Annotated in this window: 15 protein-coding genes; 6 read left to right on the forward strand and 9 right to left on the reverse strand. The window is 64.0% G+C overall.

The annotated features are described in order from the left end of the window. Nucleotides 1–109 precede the first annotated feature (109 nt). Genes AC1RM7_RS22250 through AC1RM7_RS22260 form a run of 3 tightly spaced genes read right to left on the reverse strand, consistent with a single transcriptional unit; the run spans nt 110 to nt 4,922 of the window. Complete coding sequence (locus tag AC1RM7_RS22250) at nt 110–2,977, reverse strand: DUF4159 domain-containing protein (RefSeq protein WP_024919423.1); 2,868 nt, start codon at nt 2,975–2,977, stop codon at nt 110–112. Next, on the reverse strand, nt 2,974–3,918 hold the full coding sequence (locus AC1RM7_RS22255) for a DUF58 domain-containing protein (RefSeq protein WP_024919422.1): 945 nt from the start codon (nt 3,916–3,918) through the stop codon (nt 2,974–2,976). The genes AC1RM7_RS22250 and AC1RM7_RS22255 overlap by 4 nt, the downstream gene beginning before the upstream one ends. Beyond that, complete coding sequence (locus AC1RM7_RS22260; protein ID WP_024919421.1) at nt 3,918–4,922, reverse strand: AAA family ATPase; 1,005 nt, start codon at nt 4,920–4,922, stop codon at nt 3,918–3,920. The genes AC1RM7_RS22255 and AC1RM7_RS22260 overlap by 1 nt, the downstream gene beginning before the upstream one ends. A 297-nt stretch (nt 4,923–5,219) precedes the next feature. Here AC1RM7_RS22260 and AC1RM7_RS22265 point away from each other — a divergent pair, with 297 nt between their 5' ends. Genes AC1RM7_RS22265 through AC1RM7_RS22280 form a run of 4 tightly spaced genes read left to right on the forward strand, consistent with a single transcriptional unit; the run spans nt 5,220 to nt 8,050 of the window. Next, complete coding sequence (locus AC1RM7_RS22265; RefSeq protein WP_024919420.1) at nt 5,220–5,828, forward strand: DUF1285 domain-containing protein; 609 nt, start codon at nt 5,220–5,222, stop codon at nt 5,826–5,828. Between the two features lie 16 nt (nt 5,829–5,844). Next, the gene (locus AC1RM7_RS22270; protein WP_006018972.1) at nt 5,845–6,537 is read left to right on the forward strand and encodes a CoA pyrophosphatase; all 693 of its coding nucleotides are present in this window, start codon (nt 5,845–5,847) and stop codon (nt 6,535–6,537) included. After that, nucleotides 6,534–6,797 carry a DUF6111 family protein gene (locus AC1RM7_RS22275; protein ID WP_024919419.1) on the forward strand — a complete coding sequence of 88 codons (264 nt, stop codon included), beginning with the start codon at nt 6,534–6,536 and terminating at the stop codon, nt 6,795–6,797. The genes AC1RM7_RS22270 and AC1RM7_RS22275 overlap by 4 nt, the downstream gene beginning before the upstream one ends. Next, entirely contained in the window at nt 6,794–8,050 is a 1,257-nt protein-coding gene (locus tag AC1RM7_RS22280) for a CCA tRNA nucleotidyltransferase (RefSeq protein WP_024919418.1), read from the forward strand. The genes AC1RM7_RS22275 and AC1RM7_RS22280 overlap by 4 nt, the downstream gene beginning before the upstream one ends. 44 nt (nt 8,051–8,094) lie before the next feature. Here AC1RM7_RS22280 and AC1RM7_RS22285 read toward each other — a convergent pair whose 3' ends face one another. The 6 genes from AC1RM7_RS22285 to AC1RM7_RS22310 form a co-directional block, all read right to left on the reverse strand. Continuing rightward, nucleotides 8,095–8,358, reverse strand: a complete 264-nt coding sequence (locus tag AC1RM7_RS22285; RefSeq protein ID WP_024919417.1) for a YodC family protein — start codon at nt 8,356–8,358, stop codon at nt 8,095–8,097. A 133-nt stretch (nt 8,359–8,491) separates the two neighbouring features. Continuing rightward, a complete protein-coding gene (locus AC1RM7_RS22290) occupies nt 8,492–9,283 on the reverse strand; it encodes an outer membrane protein (RefSeq protein WP_024919416.1) in 792 nt (263 codons plus the stop codon). A 217-nt stretch (nt 9,284–9,500) separates the two neighbouring features. Then, nucleotides 9,501–10,376 carry an oxygen-dependent coproporphyrinogen oxidase gene (gene hemF, locus AC1RM7_RS22295; protein WP_192824433.1) on the reverse strand — a complete coding sequence of 292 codons (876 nt, stop codon included), beginning with the start codon at nt 10,374–10,376 and terminating at the stop codon, nt 9,501–9,503. A 205-nt stretch (nt 10,377–10,581) separates the two neighbouring features. Further along, on the reverse strand, nt 10,582–10,947 hold the full coding sequence (locus tag AC1RM7_RS22300; protein WP_006018979.1) for a 6-pyruvoyl trahydropterin synthase family protein: 366 nt from the start codon (nt 10,945–10,947) through the stop codon (nt 10,582–10,584). 15 nt (nt 10,948–10,962) lie between these two features. After that, nucleotides 10,963–11,595 carry a 7-carboxy-7-deazaguanine synthase gene (gene queE / locus AC1RM7_RS22305; RefSeq protein WP_006018980.1) on the reverse strand — a complete coding sequence of 211 codons (633 nt, stop codon included), beginning with the start codon at nt 11,593–11,595 and terminating at the stop codon, nt 10,963–10,965. Beyond that, complete coding sequence (locus AC1RM7_RS22310; protein WP_024919414.1) at nt 11,592–12,074, reverse strand: tRNA (cytidine(34)-2'-O)-methyltransferase; 483 nt, start codon at nt 12,072–12,074, stop codon at nt 11,592–11,594. Before AC1RM7_RS22310 ends, queE begins: the two co-directional genes overlap by 4 nt. A gap of 273 nt (nt 12,075–12,347) precedes the next feature. On the opposite strand from AC1RM7_RS22310, the gene petA reads away from it, so the two are divergent. Both petA and AC1RM7_RS22320 read left to right on the forward strand, forming a co-directional pair. Then, a complete protein-coding gene (gene petA / locus AC1RM7_RS22315; RefSeq protein WP_152544124.1) occupies nt 12,348–12,878 on the forward strand; it encodes a ubiquinol-cytochrome c reductase iron-sulfur subunit in 531 nt (176 codons plus the stop codon). A gap of 49 nt (nt 12,879–12,927) precedes the next feature. Next, the gene (locus AC1RM7_RS22320; RefSeq protein WP_024919412.1) at nt 12,928–15,000 is read left to right on the forward strand and encodes a cytochrome c1; all 2,073 of its coding nucleotides are present in this window, start codon (nt 12,928–12,930) and stop codon (nt 14,998–15,000) included. Nucleotides 15,001–15,120: the final 120 nt, after the last annotated feature.

The following is a 15,120-nucleotide window of genomic DNA, read 5'->3' on the forward strand; positions in this document are numbered from 1 at the left end:
TGCTCTTGAGGGAACATCGAGAGCCCCTCACCCCAACCCTCTCCCCGCCGGGGAGAGGGGGTGCATTGCATTCGCAGCGGAGATCGCAAACCAAATATTCTGCGCATACTTATTGCCCCAGCCGTTCGATCAGCGCCGGTGCGTGGACCTGATCGGCCTTGTAGTTGCCGGTCAGGGTGTACATCACGATGTTGACGCCGGCGCGGAAGGCCATTTCGCGCTGGCGCGGATCGCCCGGCGTCAGCGGCAGCATCGGCAGGCCGTCAGCCCGCATCGCCCATGCACCTGCAAGGTCGTTCGAGGTGATGATGATCGGCGAGACGCCGTCGCCGCCGCGTGCGGGACGGTCGGCGGCATCCTCATCATCGCCGCGCGGCAGCGTCTCGACCCAGGTCTGTCCCGAGTTGAAGCGGCCGGGAAAATCGCGCAGCAGGTAGAACGTCTTGGTCAGCACGTGCTCGCGCGGCACCGGCTCGAGTTCGGGAATGTCGAGCGAGGACAGAATTTCACGCAGCGTCAGCATGCCGGGCGTCTGCGATTCACCGCCGGGACCCGGCGGCGCCTCGATGGCGTCGCGGGTGTCGAACAGCACCGTACCGCCCTGCTTCATGTAGGCGTCGAGCTTGTTGATGGCGTCCTGCGACGGCTTCGGCGCGCCGGTGATCACCGGCCAGTACACCAGCGGGAAGAACGCGAGTTCATCGCGCGCCGGATCCACGCCGACCGGCTCGCCGGCTTCCAGCGCGGTGCGTTGCGCGAGAAAAAGCGTCAGGCCCGACAGGCCGGCCTTCACAATCGAATCCACATCGGCGTTGCCGGTCAGGACATAGGCGAGGCGCGTCTGCGCGACGGCCTTGATGGCGAAGTCGTCATTGGCGGCGTTGTTCGCAGCAGACTTCGCGGGCGCACTCTGGGCTGGAGCTTTCGGAGCCTGCGCATAAGACGGCGAGGGCACTGCGCTGACAGACGCAAGCGCGAATGCGATGGCAAGCGCCGCCGCCGTCGCAGTGCGGCGTCTCAGCAATGCAGCGAGCCCGCCGCCAAGAATGGCGACGATGACCGCGTCGATCAGGAACAGCGCCAGCGCCGTGGAGAGCAGGATGCCGCGCAGGTCGCGCGGCTCGGCGTTGGTGTAGGTCGCGCGGCGCGCTTTCAGTGCGGACGTGTCGAGCGGGACGAGCCGGTCAGCGGCAGCGAGCGCGTTCACTGCGAGCGGACCGTCGGCGGGTCCATAGAGACCGGGCGGATGATCGAGCGAGGCGCGGTCGCGGTAGTCGGCGCGCACCGGCTTTGCGGTGGAGGGCGGCGGACCGAACGCACCGAAGCCGTCGAGGGTGCGGATTGGCGCAACAGTCTCCGCTCCGGCCTCGGCGGCGACACCTGCGCCCACGTTGGCCGTGTAGCCCGACATATCGACGATTCGCCGCAGCATCTCGACAAAGGTGCCAGACAACGGCAGGTCCGACCAGCGCATATCGGCGCTGATGTGGAACAGGGCGAGCATGCCCCTGTCGCGATGTTCGCCGGTCACCAGCGGCGTTCCGTCGGCGAGCGACGCCCAGCTTCGCGAGGCCAGCGCCGGATCGGGCTCGGCCAGCACCTGACGCGTCACCGTAATATCCTTTGGCACGGTGAGGCCCGCGAACGGGCCATCGGCGGCGAACGACGCCAGCGGCTGCGGCTTCTCCCACGTGAGACTGCCGCCCAGGCTGCGCCCGCCGCGCCGCAGTTTCACCGGCACCAGATCGTCGTCACCGGCTGCCAGACGCGGCCCGGCGAAACGCACCAGCACACCGCCCTGCGCGATCCATGTATTGAGGCGGTCGCGGATGTCCGGCGTCAGCGTTCCGACGTCCGCGAGCACGATCATCGGCAGCTTCTGATCCAGAAACTGCCCGATCGCCAGCGCAGGCGAGCCGCGCTCGCCCAGCCGAACGTCGGCGAACGGCGCCAGCGCGCGCGTCAGATAGAAGGTTGAGGCCAGCAGCGGCTGCGCGGTGTCGCTGGTCGCGCCGGAGACAATGCCGATGGCGCGCCGCCGCCAGCGCTTGTCGAGCAGTTGCACAGCGCCGGCCGAGCGCTCGCCGGAGACTTCCAGCCGCGTGATGTCGTTGCGCAGCTCCACCGGCAGGTCGAAGCTCGCCTCGGTCTCGCGATCCTGCGCGCCGAATGCAAACTTTGCTTCGCCAATGGGCGAACCTTTCTGATCGAGCGCGCGGACGAGTCCGGTATCGCCTCCGCCGCTTCCGGCGCGCAGTACCTTCACCGTCATTTTCGCGGCAGCATTCTCGGCCGCGACCAATGCATGCGCAGGCGGAGTGCCGCTTTCGAAAATCGTCAGCGTGCGATCCTGAATCGTCTTCGTCAGGCCTTCGGTGAATTCGCTGCCGCGCCCGGTATCGATGCCGTCGTTGAGCCAAACGATTTCACTGTCGCCGGTCTTGGCGAGAAAGCGCGCCAGGGCGGGCAGCGCCTCGACGCGCTCGACGGCGTACGGCTTCGGCGCGAACTGGCGCAGCGCCACGCGCGCGGTACCGGCCGGCATCAGCGTGACGTCGCGCGTCGCATCGGACAGCGGCACCAGCGCCACCGCGCGCCGGTCGGATTCCGCATTGGTGACCAGTTCATCCGCGGTTCTGATGCGTGCATCCCAGTTGGACGCGGCGCTCCAGCCGTCGTCGAGCAGCAGCACCAGCGGCGCGCTGGAGCGCGTCACGCCTTCGCTCGGATTCCAGACCGGACCGGCGGCGGCGAGGATCACCAGCGCAGCGGCGAGCAGGCGCAGCAGTGTCAGCCACCACGGAGTGCGCGACGGAGTTTCTTCCTTCGGCGCGATATCGAACAGCAGGCGCGTCGGCGGAAAATCGATGCGGCGCGGGCGCGGCGGCATCACGCGCAGCAGCCACCATAGTGCGGGAAGGCTCAGCAGGCCCGCCAGCAGCCACGGTTCGGCGAACGAGAGCGGCAGGCCCATCATGAGGTGCGCCCCGCTGTTATAGCGACGCGGCCGGCACTGCCTTTGGTGACCATCATGCCGCTGTGCAGATACAGCAGCAGTTCGGCGGCCGAGCGATCGGTGGTGTGGGTCGAGAACAGCCAGCCGAGCTTGCTGGTTTCCTCGCGGATCGCGGCGCGATGGGCGGCGACGCGCGCGGTGTAATCCCTGGCCCAGGTCTCGGCGCGTCCCGCGGTGATGATCTCGCCGCCCTCGGGCTCGACGAATTCGATGCGGCCGGAATAGGGGAACGTTTCTTCGGCGGGGTCGACGACCTGCAACAGCGTCCCATGCGCGCCGGACGAGGAGAGGCCGCCGAGCATGGCGCGGATGTCACTGAGGGGCGACCAGAAATCCGACAGCACCACGACTTCCGCGAGCGCGGACGGCACGAACGACGGCGGCAGGCTGGATCGGGTGGCGGTGTCGTGCAGGATCGCCTGCGCCATCTTGTCGACGATGTTGCTGCTCGAACTCGGCGACATCAGTCCGGGAATGCCGACACGTTCGCCGCCGGACACCAGGAGATCGGCCAGCGCGAACGTGACCACCAGCGCGCGCTCGAGCTTGCTGTCGCGCGCGGTCTTCGAGGCGAACGCCATCGACTTCGAGCGATCGGGCCACAGCCACACGGTGTGCGCGGCTTCCCACTCCTGCTCGCGGACATAGAGATGATCGTCCCGCGCCGAGCGGCGCCAGTCGACGTTCTGCGAGGCCTCGCCGGAGACGAAGCGGCGGTACTGCCAGAAGTTCTCGCCGGTGCCGGCCCGGCGGCGGCCGTGCAGGCCGTGGATGACGTTGGCCGAAATGCGCCGCGCTTCCAGCACGAGACGCGGCAGCGACGCGGCGAGCGAACGGCTTTCACCATCTGCGCGTCGGACTGCTTCGATCTCCTGGAGTGCAGGTTGCGGCCGTGGTGCCATCAGCCGATCCGTGATTTCAACTGCTTGATGACGTCGGTCACTGTGCGGCCCTCGGCACGCGCCGAGAAGGTCAGCGCCATGCGGTGCTTCAGAACCGGCTCCGCGAGATCGAGCACGTCGTCGATCGAGGGCGCGAGCCGCCCGTCGAGCAATGCGCGTGCACGAACCGCGAGCATCAGCGCCTGGCTGGCGCGCGGTCCCGGTCCCCATGCGATCGACTTGCCGATCTCGCCGCGGTCGTCGCCGGGGCGCGCGGACCGGACGAGAGACAGAATGGCCTCGACCACGGAGTCGCCGACCGGCAGACGGCGCACGAGGCGCTGCGCGGTAATCAGCGTCTCGGCGGTCATGGCCGCCTTCGCGGTGGTTTGTTCGGCGCCTGTGGTCTCGAACAGGATTCGGCGTTCGGCGTCACGGTCCGGATACTCGACATCGATCTCCATCAGGAAGCGGTCGAGCTGGGCTTCCGGCAGCGGATAGGTGCCTTCCTGCTCCAGCGGGTTCTGCGTGGCGAGCACATGGAACGGTTTCGGCAGATCGTGCCGCGCACCGGCGACCGTGATGTGCTGCTCCTGCATCGCCTGCAACAGAGCCGACTGCGTGCGCGGCGAGGCGCGGTTGATTTCGTCCGCCATCAGAAGCTGCGCGAACACCGGTCCCGAGATGAACCGGAACGAGCGCTTGCCGCTGACGCTCTCGTCGAGCACTTCGGCGCCGAGAATATCGGACGGCATCAGGTCCGGCGTGAACTGCACACGCTTGGCGTCGAGACCGAGGGTGATGCCAAGCGTCTCGACCAGCTTGGTCTTCGCCAGACCGGGAACGCCGATCAGCAATGCGTGACCGCCGGACAGGATCGTCACCAGCGCATTTTCGACCACGCGTTCCTGGCCGAAGATGACAGTCGAGACCGCCTCCCGCGCAGCGCGGATGTTACCCGCGATCTGCTCGGCCGAACGCACGATCACGTCTTCCAGTTTCTCGACACCTTCTGCGCCAGCCATATTCTTCGCTCCTTATCGGGCCGCACGAGGCCGCCTTCGGGGTTCCGCGGACTCACGCCGTGACTTCGGCCCATGCTAAACCGGCGCAAAGGCCATGTATTCTTTTATGTATTCGCCGATTTTGGCTGTCCCCACATTAGCGGGTGGGGGGCTTGAAACTCATCACGATGTGGCGAGTAATCCCGCCGCACTCAGGTATGATTTGTCGACTATGTCATCGTTCCGGGTTTCTCAGCTTTCGGTTTCAAGGCGTGCACCAATCGTGCCAAACAGAAGCGTCAACGGTCAGGGCAAACAATGGCGAACCAAGGGCAGAAACAGGAGCTGAATCCGGTTCAGCGCCTTGACGGGCTCACCCAGGCGGCGCGCGGTGCTGCGGCGAAAGGCCTGCCGCCGGTTCATCTGTGGAATCCGCCGTTCTGCGGCGATCTCGATATGAGGATCGCGAGCGACGGCACGTGGTTCTATCTTGGGACACCGATCGGGCGTGCGGCGCTGGTAAAGCTGTTTTCCACAATTCTCAAGCGCGAGGACGGCAAGTATTTTCTGGTCACGCCGGTTGAGAAAGTCGGCATCCGCGTCGATGACGTGCCGTTTCTCGCCGTCGAGATGGAGAAGGACGGCGAGGGCGCAGGGCGAACGCTGAGCTTTCGCACCAATGTCGACGAATGGGTGCCATGCGATGGCGCGCACCGGTTGCGCTTCGAGGCCGCGGCAGACGGCGGCCTAACGCCTTACCTCCATGTGCGGTCGGATTTGTGGGCAAAAGTCACACGCGCGCTCTATTATGATCTGGTCGAGATGGGCGAGGTTCGAGTCGTCGATGGCCATGAGATGTTTGGGGTCATGTCCGGCGGCGAGTTCTTCTCGATGGCGGATGCAGCACAGGCGCGAGACCCTGTTTGAGACAAGAGGATTTGGGTTGACCAAAAGTGTTTTGAAGGACGCCGTATCCGCCGGCACCGCGGCTCCGCTCGATATGAGCTCCAGCGAATTTTTTCGCAGGGCGCACGAGCGGCTGAACTTCGACGTGCCGCCGGGATTGACCGACGCCGCGGTGCTGGCGCCGACGGGCGATTTCGGCACCGATGCGATGCTGGAGATCATTGCGAAGGAACGCCCGGTACGGCCGGCGGCGGTTCTCGTTCCCATCGTGGAGCGCGAGGTGCCGACCGTGCTGCTGACCAAGCGCGCCGAACATCTCAACGAACATGCCGGACAGATTTCGTTTCCTGGCGGCAAGATCGATCCGACCGACGCTTCGCCAATGGATGCGGCGCTGCGCGAAGCCGACGAGGAAGTTGGCCTCAAGCAGAATTTCGTCGAGCCGATCGGTTATCTCGATGTGTATGCGACCGGGTTCGGATTCCGCATCCTGCCGACGCTGGCGCGGGTCCGGCCGGGGTTTGAACTGACCATCAACACCAACGAGGTCGATGCCGCCTTCGAAGTGCCGCTGGCGTTCCTGATGGATCCGGTGAATCACAAGCTCGGCAGCAAGGAATTTCGCGGCATGCAGCGCTCGTTCTACGAGATGCCGTTCGAGGAGCATTATATCTGGGGCGCGACCGCAGGGATGCTGCGCGCGCTTTACGAGCGGATATATCTTGCATGATCCGTCCCGTCCTCACCGAGATCGGAATTTTCCTGATTCCATTCGCGGTTTATGCGGCATTCCTTCTTGCAGGCCGTTCCGGTGTCTGGGTCAAGTCATCGTGGCCGCTGCACATCGTCGGCAAACTGGCGGTGGCCGCGTTCGTGCTGGTTATCGTCAGCCTCATATTGCTGGCGCATTTTTCCGGCGCGCCTCCGGGGTCGACGTACACTCCCGCGCATATCGAGAACGGCAAGCTGATCCGGGGATCTGAGAAATGAACGCCCCTGATTCGCTGCGTGACGCTCCCTGGCTGAGATCAGGCGCGACGGCGCGGGTGCTGACACTGCTCAATTCCGGCGGCGAGGAGGCGCGGGTAGCAGGGGGCGCGGTGCGCAATGCACTGCTCGGCCTTCCGATCGGCGACATCGACATTGCGACCACGGCCGTGCCGGAGGAAGTGATCCGCCGCGCCAAGCTTGCGCATATCAAGGCGGTGCCGACCGGCGTCGAACACGGCACGGTGACGCTGGTGATCGAAGGCCAGCCGTTTGAAGTGACCACGCTGCGCGAGGATATCGAAACCTTCGGGCGCAAGGCCAAGGTGGCGTTTGGGCGCGACTGGACGCGTGACGCGATGCGCCGCGATTTCACCATCAACGGCCTGACGGTGACGCCTGACGGCACGGTTCATGACGAGGTCGGCGGGCGCGCGGACATCGCGGCACGGCGGGTGCGGTTTATCGGCGAGCCGTCGCAGCGGATTGCGGAGGACTATCTGCGCATCCTGCGTTTCTTCCGCATTCATGCTGCTTACGGTGAGGGCGCACCGGATCGTGCGGGGTACGAGGCCTGTATCGCCGGACGCGACGGGCTTGCGGAACTGTCGGCCGAGCGCATTCGGTTGGAAATGCTGAAGCTGATGGTCGCGAAAGGCGCCGCCGAGGCGCTGGTGGCGATGGATGATGCCGGGCTGCTGCTGCGGCTCACGGCGGGGGTGGTCTATCACGGCGCTTTCGCCAACATGATCGTGGCCGAGCAGCAAATGGGCCTTGCACCGGATGCCATCCTTCGCCTCGGTGCATTGGCGGTTGCCGTCACCGAAGATGCCAAGCGGTTGTCGCAGCGCTGGCGGCTGTCCAATGCCGAGACCAAGCGCCTCGATTCGATGGGGCATCGCTGGTGGCGCGCGGCGGGAATGGACGAGGCCATCGCGCAGCGGCGGCTGTACCGGCTGGGCGCTGCGCGCTACCGCGACCGGATGATGCTGGCCTGGGCGCGGGCGGGTCGCGATGCGGCTTCCCCATCGTGGCGTGAACTTGCGACACTGCCGGAGCGCTGGGCGCCGCCGGTATTCCCGCTCAAGGCTGCGGACTTTATTGCGCGCGGTATCGCCGAAGGCCCGGCACTCGGTCACGTTCTGACACTGGCCGAGGATGCGTGGCTGGCGTTGCAGTTTCCGCTGGATAGCGCGGCGCTCAAAACCATCGCCGATGACACCGTCGCGAAATTCACGCGGGATCATCGGCTTTAAGGTTGATCGCCGGGGGCAATGCCAGGCGCCGGTTTAGCAGAGCCTCAGGCCACTTCCGACGTCTTCTTGGCGTGATGGTCGTCGCCTTCGTCTTCGTTCTCTTCGCCGTCCTCGTCTTCTTCTTCGTCCTCATCGTCGGACATGTCGATGTGGGCGAGTTCGAGAACGGAGGCTGGAAGCTTCTCGCGGAACAGATCGCCTTCCTCGCCGATCCAGACACATTCGATCATCTCGTCGGTAACCTCGGAAACGGTCAACGCCTGACCGCCTGATTTGAGAACAACGACGTCGCCTGCTTTCAGTCCCATGATCGGCTCCTTGCTGGTGTGAGGAGCGTTCAGCCTAGCCGTGGGTCATGACACGCCGACAAAGAGTAGCCGACAAAACGAAAAAGCCCCGGACAATGTCCGGGGCTTTTCACGTCCAGAAAGGCTTCGGTACTTAGCGAACCGCGCCGAGGAAGTAGCCGAGCACGTCGAACTTGTAGTTCAGGCCGACCTTGGCGGTGTGGATGCCGGGAAGCGAAGTCGTCGTGAAGACCTGGATGCCGCCGTTGCCGTTCAGGTTGCCGGTGGTGGTGACGTTGTTGTCGAAGCCGAGATAGAGGTACTCAGCCTTCACGCTCCACTTGGTGTCGAAGGCATATTCCCAGCCGCCACCGATCGCGTAACCGAGGCGATACTTGCTCTGCATGGTGTCGATGTGGAAGCCAGGCGTTCCGTTCGAAGCGCCGGTTTCGAATTCCACCAGCGCGGCGCCGCCCTTGACGTAGATCAGCGAGCGATCGAAGGCGTAACCGAAGCGGGCAGCCCACACGCTGTAAATGCCGTCAGCGCGGGTCGTCGCCGTTGTCGTCGCCAGGCCGGCGTAGGTTGTTGCACCCTTGGTGCCGATGTAGCCGGTTTCACCTTCGTAGCCGATCACCCAGTTCGGAGCGAACTGCCAGTTGTAGCCGCTGGTATAGCCGGCGATGACGCTGGAGTCGTAGCTGTAAGAAGCGGCCGGGCCACCGAAGATCGTTGCGCCTGTGCCGATCACCGGAACGCCGGTCACCGCATCTTTGGCACCGAAGGCGCCGCCGACGTAACCGCCGATGTAACCGCCGGTCCATGAGAAGACCTGCACCGGAGGTGCCTTGCGATAGATCGGCGCAGTGCCGAGATCGGCTGCGGAAGCTGCGCCAGCCAGGCTAACGCCTGCGGCAGCGAGGAGAAGTACAGCAATCTTGCGCATCTGAGCCCCTTAAGAAAACTTCGGTGGCAGTACGATTCCGCCACACCTATGAGCAGCAAAATACGTTGGGGGCTGTCCGGGCTCAAATGGTTTCCGGCCTGTTGGGTGGTATCCGGCACCGTTCTTTGCCGGGTGTGCTATCTCGGTGACACGTCAAAAGCGTCCAAAAGTGCCCGTTTCTTAAGCTTTCGTGAATTTCACCTGAGGGCGGAAGCCGTTACGGCCACTTCACCTCGGGCGGCATCGACGACAGGATCGAGTCGACGTTTCCACCTGTCTTCAGGCCGAAAATGGTCCCGCGGTCATAAAGCAGGTTGAACTCGACATAGCGGCCCCGCCGCACCAGTTGCTCCTGCCGATCCTTGTCGGTCCAGGCGTCTTTGAAATTCCGCCGCACCAGCTCGGGATAGATCCCGGCAAAGGCCCGGCCGACGTCCTGGGTGAAGGCCAGGTCGGCATCCCAGTCCCCCGAATCGAGCCAGTCATAGAAGATGCCGCCGATGCCGCGGGCTTCCTTGCGGTGGGGCAGATAGAAATACTCGTCGCACCAGCTCTTGTACTTGTCGTAGGGCGCGACCGCCGCGTGGGCGTCGCAGGCCGCCTTCATGGCGGCGTGAAAGGCGGTTGTGTCGGGGTCGTCCTGGGTCCGCCGCCGGTCCAGCACTGGCGTCAGATCGGCGCCGCCGCCGAACCATGCCTTGGTGGTCACCACGAAGCGGGTGTTCATGTGGACCGCGGGCACGTTCGGATTGCGCGGATGGATGATCAGCGAGATGCCCGAAGCCCAGAAGCGCGGATCGTCCGCGGCGCCCGGAATCTGCGCCCGGAATTCCGGTGCGAACTCGCCGTGCACTGTCGAGCAATGCACACCGGCTTTCTCGAAGAGCCGCCCGCGCAGCACCGACATCACGCCGCCGCCGCCGGGTTTTCCCGAATGGTCGGTGCGATCCCACGGCGTGCGGGCAAAACGGCCGGCGTCGCCGGGATAGAGCGCGGACGGCGCGTCGGCCTCGAGTTTTTCCAGCGACAGGCAAATATCGTCACGCAGGTGTTCGAACCACGCGCGGGCCTTTTGCTTGCGCTCTTCGATCATTGTTACAGGCTTTTCCAATGGGATCGTCTCCATCTAGTGTGGTGGTTTGCAAGTCCGCAACATCCTCGCAGCACGGCCATTTGCGGACTTGCAAACCAAAACCACGCTAGAATTTATAGTTTCTAGTGTCCTTTCGAATTCGAAGTTCGCTCGGAGAGTGCTGCAAGGTGAAGCGAACTTCGAATTCGGGACACTAGGCGGGTGTTTAACCCTGCGGGCCGAAATACGTGCAGCTTTCGTTGCAACTGTCGCGATGGACGCTGACGCGGGTGACCTTGCCGGCGTGCTGAACCCGCTCCCAGATGAAGCGCGTGAGGTTTTCCAGCGTCGGGGCACCCAGCGCCTCGACCTTGTTGAGCAGCTTGTGGTCGAGCATTTTCTGCACCTCGGCCATCCGCTGCTCGAGCACGCCCAGATCCGTCACCATCCCGGTCGCGGGATCGGGTATGCCGCGAATGGAAACCTCGGCGCGGAACGAATGGCCGTGGATTTCGTCACTGGCCTCGCCCAGCGTCGTGCCGGGCAGCGAATGCGCGGCCTCGAAACGGAACGATTTCGTCAATTCCCACATCGGTTGTGTCCGGTTTTACCTGATACCAAGCGTCTTGTGTGTCTGGACGCTGAGCCGCCACTGCGGATGGCGCAAGCAATACGCGATCGCGGCTTGCGTGCTTTGCGCTATGTCAGGTCCGTCCATCGGCTGCAACGAGAACCGCTCGAATTCCAGACCCGCGAAATCCTCAGGTGTGTTCTCCGCCTGCGGATAAACCAGCTTCAGTTCGTGGCCCTTGCGGATGACCAGTTCCGATCCGGCCTTGGGGCTGACGCAGATCCAGTCGAGGCCGGGCGGCGGTTCGATGGTGCCGTTGGTCTCGATGGCGATGGTAAAGCCCTGCGCATGCAGCGCGTCGATCAGCGCGGTATCCACTTGCAGCAACGGCTCGCCGCCGGTCAGCACGGTATAACGATGACCCTCGGGCCCTTGCCACTGTGCGGCAATCGTCGCGGCAAGCTCGTCGGCGTTCGCGTAGCGTCCGCCGAGCGTACCGTCGGTGCCGACGAAATCGGTGTCACAGAACTGGCAGACGGCGCTGGCGCGGTCCTGCTCGCGGCCGGTCCAGAGATTGCAGCCGCTAAAACGGCAGAACACGGCGGTGCGCCCGGCATGGGCGCCTTCGCCTTGCAATGTCAGGAAGATTTCCTTCACCGCGTAACTCAACTCGCCGTTCCTTCTGGCTTTGGCGTGGCTGTGCCCCTTGTCTGCCGGAGCGCCTCGCCCAGCGCCATCGCGACCGTCATCGCCACGTTCAGGGACCGCATTCCGGGCGCGATGGGGATGACCAGCCGCTCGTCGGCGGCGTTTACCACGTCATCGGTGACCCCGGCGGATTCACGGCCGAACAGCAGGATGTCGTTGCCCCGATAGATATGATCGAGATAGGGCGTTGCAGCCTTTGTCGAAAAAAGAAGCAGCCGGCCGCCGGATTTCGCCCGCCACGCCTCGAAGGCGGCCCAGGAATCATGGCGGACGATGGTCACCTGGTCGAGATAATCCATTCCGGCCCGGCGGAAATGCCGGTCGGAAATGGGGAAACCGGCCGGCTCGATGATATGGGCCTCGACGTCCAGGCAGGCGCAGAGCCGCAGAATCGTCCCGGTGTTTTGCGGGATGTCAGGTTGAAAAAGGACAACACGCATCGGGAGCGGCCTTCGGCACCGGTGGAAAACTTCAGGAAAAATCTCCGCCACAGGCGGTTTTAGTGCGTCGCACTAAATGTGCCGATAGCGGGCTTGCGCTCTCCCGGCAAGGGTGCCAATAGATCGATTCTAGATCGTATGTTCTGCCCGGTTGAGTAGGACAAGTGGTCATTCTGCCACCGCGGGGCCCGCGGGCACCGGCTTACTCTCCCGGCGCGTCCGTTGCGTCGAACGGGGATGGGTCCGCCGGTTGCAGTTCGGAAAGGGTTTGCAATCGTGACGTCTTCATCCTCGGCCGAGCCGACACGCCGTGATTTTCTTTATGTAGCGACGGGATCCGTAGCCGCCGTCGGCGCTGCGGCAGTGGCCTGGCCGCTGATCTCCCAGATGAACCCGGACGCCTCGACCATCGCGGCGGGCGCTCCGATCGAAGTCGATCTGACGCCGATCGCGACGGGACAGGACATCAAGGTGTTCTGGCGCGGCAAGCCGATCTACATCATGAACCGCACCAAGAAGCAGATCGAGGAGGCGCGCGCCGTTCCGACCGCGAGCCTGCCCGATCCGCAGAGCGACCAGTCGCGCGTCAAGGAAGGCCACGACCAGTGGCTCGTCGTGATCGGCATCTGCACCCATCTCGGCTGTATCCCGATCGCCCATGAAGGCAGCTACGACGGCTTCTTCTGTCCGTGCCACGGATCGCAGTACGATTCGTCCGGCCGCATCCGTCAGGGGCCCGCGCCTGCTAACCTGCCGGTGCCGCCGTACTCCTTCGTCTCCGACACCAAAATCAAAATCGGCTGATTCTTAATCTGACCCGATTGAGTCGCTTCTTCTTTGTCAGGATCGCATCATGAGCGGACCATCGAACTACAACCCGCAAAACCCCGTCTTGAAGTGGGTTGAACGGCGTCTCCCGATCGGGGGACTGATCCACTCGTCCTTCGTTGCCTACCCGACGCCGCGTAACCTCAACTACTGGTGGACGTTCGGCGCGATCCTTTCGATGATGCTCGGCGTGCAGATCATCACCGGCATCATCCTGGCGATGCACTACACCCCGCATGTCGATTTCGCGTTCAAGTCGGTCGAACTGATCGTTCGCGACGTCAACTACGGCTGGCTGCTGCGCTACCTGCACTCCAACGGCGCGTCGATGTTCTTCATCGCCGTCTACATTCATATGTTCCGCGGTCTCTACTACGGGTCGTACAAGGAGCCGCGCGAGGTGCTCTGGATCCTCGGCGTCATCATCTACCTATTGATGATGGCAACCGGTTTCATGGGCTACGTGCTGCCGTGGGGCCAGATGAGCTTCTGGGGCGCCACCGTCATCACCAACCTGTTCGGCGCGATCCCCTACGTCGGCGACAGCATCGTGACGCTGCTGTGGGGCGGCTACTCGGTCGGCAACCCGACGCTGAACCGCTTCTTCTCGCTGCACTACCTGCTGCCGTTCGTCATCGCCGGCGTCGTCGTGCTGCACATCTGGGCGCTGCACGTCGCAGGTCAGAACAATCCGGCCGGCGTCGAGCCGAAGACCGAGAAGGACGTTGTGCCGTTCACGCCTTACGCGACCCTCAAGGACGCGTTCGGCATGTCCTGCTTCCTGCTGTTCTTCGCCTGGTTCATTTTCTACATCCCGAACTATCTCGGCGATCCGGACAACTACATCCCGGCCAACCCGGCCGTGACGCCTGCGCACATCGTGCCGGAATGGTACTACCTGCCGTTCTACGCAATCCTGCGTTCGATCCCTAACAAGCTCGCCGGCGTTATCGCGATGTTCTCGGCGATCATTGTGCTGGCGTTCCTGCCGTGGCTCGACAGCGCCAAGACGCGCTCGTCGAAGTATCGTCCGCTCGCCAAGCAGTTCTTCTGGATCTTCGTGGCGGTGTGCATCGGCCTCGGCTATCTCGGCGCCAAGCCGCCTGAAGGCATCTATGTCGTCGCTGGCCGCGTCCTGACGTTCGCTTACTTCGCCTACTTCCTGATCGTGCTGCCGATCCTCAGCCGCATCGAGAAGACGCGTCCGCTGCCGAACTCGATCGCCGAAGACGTGCTGCGCAAGACGGGCAGGACGCCGGTGTCGGCCGTGATCGCGCTTGCCGTCGGCGGCATGCTGATGCTCGGCGGCATGAATAACGCGAAGGCCGAGGAGGGACACGGTCCAACCCCGCCGTCGCTGAAGTGGTCGTTCGCGGGTGCCCTGGGCAAGTTCGATCAGGGCCAGTTGCAGCGCGGCCTCAAGATCTACAAGGAAGTCTGTTCCTCGTGCCACGGGCTGTCGTATGTCGCATTCCGCAATCTCGCTGACCCAGGCGGGCCGGGCTACTCGCCGGCGCAGGCTGCTGCGTTTGCCTCGGAGTACAAGGTCAAGGACGGTCCGAACGACGCAGGTGACATGTTTGAGCGCCCCGGCCGTCCGGCTGACTACTTCCCGTCGCCGTTCCCGAACGAGCAGGCCGCCCGCGCTGCCAACGGCGGCGCCTATCCGCCGGACCTGTCGCTGATCGCCAAGGCGCGCGGCTATGAGCGCGGCTTCCCGCAGTTCGTGATCGACGCGCTGCCGGGTTTCTCATTCCAGGAGAAGGGCCCGAACTACATCGACGCGCTGTTGCAGGGCTACGAGGAGAAGGCGCCGGCCGGCTTCACGCTGCCCGAGGGGTCGTACTACAACAAGTATTTCCCCGGCCACTCGATCAAGATGCCGAAGCCGCTCAGCGACGGTCAGGTGACGTTCGACGACGGTTCGCCTGCGACCGTGCAGCAGTACGCCAAGGACATCGCCGCATTCCTGATGTGGGCGGCCGAGCCGCATCTCGAGGCCCGCAAGCGCCTCGGTTTGCAGGTCATGATCTTCCTGATCGTGCTGTCGGGCCTGCTGTACTTCACCAAGAAGAAGGTCTGGGCTGACGCTCACTGAGCCTTCTTGAGATGAGAGTTGTGAAAGGCCCCCGCTGCGGGGCCTTTTTGCTGCGTGAATGCTTCATTGCAGCAATGTGCGCTCCACTAGCGTCGGGTGATCCGCTCAACTAACCTTATC

Source organism: Afipia sp. GW822-FHT03D08 (genome assembly GCF_058801645.1).